Annotated in this window: 3 protein-coding genes; 1 reads left to right on the top strand and 2 read right to left on the bottom strand. The window is 73.8% G+C overall.

Features of this window, described 5'->3' with window-relative positions; translation table 11 throughout:
- Positions 1 to 98 precede the first annotated feature (98 nt).
- Positions 99 to 1,208 (top strand): hypothetical protein, encoded by a 1,110-nt coding sequence (locus tag ACFT55_RS19290; RefSeq protein ID WP_380245465.1) that lies wholly within the window; start codon positions 99 to 101, stop codon positions 1,206 to 1,208.
- Between the two features lie 42 nt (positions 1,209 to 1,250).
- Here ACFT55_RS19290 and glf read toward each other — a convergent pair whose 3' ends face one another.
- Together glf and ACFT55_RS19280 are read right to left on the bottom strand one after the other, a co-directional pair.
- On the bottom strand, positions 1,251 to 2,387 hold the full coding sequence (gene glf, locus ACFT55_RS19285; protein WP_380245464.1) for a UDP-galactopyranose mutase: 1,137 nt from the start codon (positions 2,385 to 2,387) through the stop codon (positions 1,251 to 1,253).
- A 24-nt stretch (positions 2,388 to 2,411) separates the two neighbouring features.
- Positions 2,412 to 4,180 (bottom strand): glycosyltransferase (locus tag ACFT55_RS19280; protein ID WP_380245463.1); only part of this gene is annotated, 1,769 nt, incomplete at its 5' end.

The raw sequence follows: 4,180 nt of genomic DNA, 5'->3' as shown, positions 1-4,180 counted from the left end.
CGCACGTTCTGAGCGTTCAGAACGTGCGCAACCACCTGTTCGGCGCACTGTCCACAGGGCGTCTGACCTCGGGGTCCGAAAGTTGCTGAGATGGCGGCGTGCGCCGCCCTGCCGACCTCCCCGCCACCCTCCTCGCTCTCGCGGAGGCGCAGGAAGGACTGCTCAGCAGCCGCCAGTGCGACGTGCACGGCGTCGGCCGGTCCCGGCGAGCCGGCTGGGTGCGCTCCGGCCGGTGGCAGGTCGTCACGCGAGGGGTGATCGACACCGTCCCCGTCGCGCCCCGACGTCGTACCGCCGACGACGTCCCCCGGGGCGCGCTCCCTCCGTTCGTCCGCACCGATCCCGGCGCGGCAGCCCGCAGGTCCAGCCGCGCGACGGCGGCGGTGCACCGGGACCGATCGGCGGGCGACCTGCTCTTCGACCACCTGCGGCGTCGCGCGGGCTGGGTCGCCCTGCTCGCGTACGGGCCGGGGGCGGTCGCCGTCGGGCAGTGCGCCCTGGCCCTCCTGGGGGTCGAGGGCCTGCCGCCCGTGATCCGGCCGGAGGCCGCCATGCCGGTCGCCTCGAAGCGGTCGCACCGACCGGGCGCCCGGCTCCGTCAGTTCGACGACGGCATGACGACGGTCGGCTGGGGTGACGCCCGCACCGGCCGGCGGCTGATCGCCTCCCCGGAGTGGGCGATCGCGCAGGCCGTCCCCGAGCTGCCTCTCGACAACGGCCTCGCCGTGCTGGACTCCGTGCTGCGTCTCGAGCTCCTGACCCCGGCGGGTGCGGCACGCGCGCACGACCATGCCCGGGGCCGGCGCGGCATCGCCCTGCGACACGAGCTGTGGGAGCACGCCGACCCGCGCGCCGAGTCGTGGCTCGAGTCGGCCGGACGGTGGCAGTGCCTCGAGGAAGGCGTCCCCCCGGACGTCCTCCAGCTCCCCGTGGACGGGCCGGGCGGCCGCAGGGCCGGCGTCGGGGACATGGCATGGGACCTCGGCGACCGTGGATGGCTCGTCGCCGAGCTCGACGGCCATGAGTGGCACGAGGGCGAGGAGCGGTCGGAACGGCGCGACCGCGACCGGGACAACGCCTTCGCCCAGGTGGCCGGGATCCGCGTGCTGCGCTTCGACGCCCGGCACGTGCGCGAGCGCGTCGTCGGGCGCCAGGTCAGGTCGTTCCTCGCCCGCGCCGCGCCGAACAGGCGGTTACGCACGTTCTGAGCGTTCAGAACGTGCGCAACCACCTGTTCGGCAGCCGGGGGGTCAGGCGGTGAGCTTGTTGTCCACCATCGACAGGGCGGAGCCGATCGCCATGTGCATGTCGAGGTACTGGTACGTGCCGAGACGGCCGCCGAAGTGCACCTCGGGCTCGCCGGCCATGAGCGCGCGGTAGCGCTGGAGCCGCTCCCGGTCGGCGGGCGTGTTGACCGGGTAGTACGGCTCGTCGCCGCGCTCGGCGAAGCGGGAGTACTCACGCACGATGACGGTCTTGTCGCTCGTGTAGTCCCGCTCGGGGTGGAAGTGCCGGAACTCGAGGATGCGCGTGTACGGCACCTCGGTGTCGGCGTAGTTCATCACCGGCGCGCCCTGGAAGTCGCCCACGGGCAGCACCTCGCGCTCGAAGTCGAGCGTGCGCCACGACAGCGATCCCTCGGCGTCGTCGAAGTACCGGTCCACCGGCCCGGTGTACACGACCGGCACCTGGCCCACGACGGCCTTCTTGCTCACCGGCTGCGCGTCGTCGAAGAAGTCCGTGGACAGCCGCACCTCGATGTTCGGGTGGTCGGCCATCCGCTCCAGCCACGCGGTGTACCCGCCCGTCGGCAGGCCCTCGTGGGTGTCGTTGAAGTAGCGGTTGTCGTACGTGTAGCGCACGGGCAGGCGGGAGATGATCGACGCCGGCAGCTCGCGCGGGTCGGTCTGCCACTGCTTGGCCGTGTAGCCCTGGATGAACGCCTCGTACAGGGGGCGCCCGATCAGCGACACGCCCTGCTCGTCGAGGTTCTCCGGGCGCTTGCCGCCCAGCTCCGCGGCCTGCTCGCGCACCAGCGCGCGGGCGGCGTCCGGGCCGTGCGCGGAGCGGAAGAACTGGTTGATGGTGCCGAGGTTGATCGGCATCGGGAAGACCTCGCCGCGGTGCGTGGTGTACACCCGGTGCACGTACGACGTGAACGCCGTGAACCGGTTGACGTACTCCCACACGCGCTCGTTCGAGGTGTGGAACAGGTGCGCGCCGTACCGGTGGACCTCGATGCCGGTGTCCGGGTCCGTCTCGCTGTACGCGTTGCCGCCGACGTGGTCGCGGCGGTCGATCATGAGGACCTTGCGGCCCTGCTCGGCCATGCGCTCGGCCACGGTCAGGCCGAAGAGCCCGGTGCCGACGACGACGAGGTCGGTCATGCGTTCCTCCTGGTCAGGGGTCGGTCAGTCGGGCTCGTAGCCGCCGCGCAGCCGCGTGAAGGCGCGATAGCCCGCCTTGCGGACGGACTCGGGCACCACGCGGTAGCCGGCGCGCACGACGACGTTGCGCACCATCTGCGGGCCGGTGAGGAAGCCCTCGGAGTGCAGGGTGCGCTGCAGCGCGAGCTCGGACGCCAGCAGCCGGCGGCCGCCGCGGCGCGCGTAGGCGCCCGCGCCGACGCGGTACAGGACCAGCGGCTCGACGACGTTGTGCGCGTCCGCACCGCCCGCGATCATGCGGGCGAAGAGGAGGTAGTCCTCCATGAGGTCGAGGTGCTCGTACCCGCCCGCCGCGGCGACGGCCGAGCGCCGGTACACGACCGACGGGTGGTTGAACGGGTCGCGGAACCGGGCGGTCGTCGCGATGTCGTCGCCCGTCGGCGGCACGCGCACCATGCCGGGCGCGTGCTCGTCGTCGTCGAACTCCTGGATCGCGGACCCGACGATGTCGCAGCCGCCCGCGACGAGCGGCACCTGCACGGCGAACCGCTCGGGGCGGGAGATGTCGTCCGCGTCGGCGCGGGCGACCACCTCGTGCTTGCACGCCTCCAGGCCCGCCTCGAGGGCGCGGGCCAGGCCGACGTTGCGCTCCAGCGGGACGAGGGTCACCGGGACGTCGGTGAGCTCGTGCAGGCGGCCGAGGACGGCGGTGACGGCGTCGCCCACGGGCCCGTCGCGCACGACGACGACCTCGTCCGGCCGCAGCGTCTGGTCGCGAGTGACGGACAGGAACCCACGCTCCAGGTGCGCGGCGTCGTCACCGGCGTACACGGGCAGCAGGACGGAGAACCGGGTGTCGTCGAGGGGGCCGGGGGCGACGGGTGCCGACCGGCCGGCCGCCCGGGACGCCGCCGGACGCTCCGGACCCGGTCCCTCGGCCTGCCCGAGCTCGACGCGCGCGACGCTGAGGGCCGCGGGGCCGACCCCGGCGAGCACCTCCGTGTCCGCGCGCGGCCGGTGCACGAGGCCGTGCCACAGCCCGCGCCCGCCGGCCTTGACGAGGGTGCCGCGGTCCGCCGAGCGCACCATCGTGCGGGCCCAGCGCCGCAGGGTCGACCCGCCGTAGAGCACCCGCTCCGAGAGCCCGAGCGCGGAGGAGCGCGTGAACATCCAGACCTTGTTGCGGACCTCGTAGTAGAAGCGCGGGCCCGGGTCGTGGTCGGTGCCCACCAGGCGGGCCGTGCGGTGCTCGACGACGCTGCCCGGCACGTACAGGCCGGTGCCGCGACGGAGCATGCGCGTGGAGTACTCGAAGTCGTCGTTCCAGATGAAGTAGTCGCTGACGGGCAGGCCGTGCTCCCGCACGGCGCGCGCGTCGACCATCATCGACACGAACGACATCGACCGGACCGGCACGGCGCCGGCGGCGCGCGCCCGCGACAGCTCGGCCGGCGACGCGCCCGGTCGGGTGCGCGGCGTGTTCATCGGGTGGTCGCTGCCGTCCGTCCACACGACGCGGCTGGCCAGCGCGGTGACGTCGCCGGCATACGCCTCGCGGGCGCCGAGGAGCGCCTCCAGGGCCGTCTCGGTGGGGACGGTGTCGTCGTCCATGAGCCACACGAGGTCGGCGTCGAGGTCCGCGACCGCGGTCGCGATGCCGACGGCGAACCCGCCCGCCCCGCCGGTGTTGCGCTTGAGCGCGACCACCTCGGGGGCGCTGGGGTGGGACCGGGCGACGTCGAGGGCGTCGTCGGTGGACGCGTTGTCGACGACGAGCACCCGGTCGACGGGCC

Source organism: Isoptericola sp. NPDC057191 (assembly GCF_042670225.1).
GTDB lineage: Bacteria > Actinomycetota > Actinomycetes > Actinomycetales > Cellulomonadaceae > Isoptericola.
The sequence above is the reverse complement of the archived record's forward strand: the minus strand, read 5'-3'. Positions and strand labels throughout refer to the sequence as shown.

Bases quoted from the DNA above. Each gene is read 5' to 3' on its own strand.
- glf (WP_380245464.1), bottom strand. From the start codon at position 2,387: ATGACCGACCTCGTCGTCGTCGGCACCGGGCTCTTCGGCCTGACCGTG.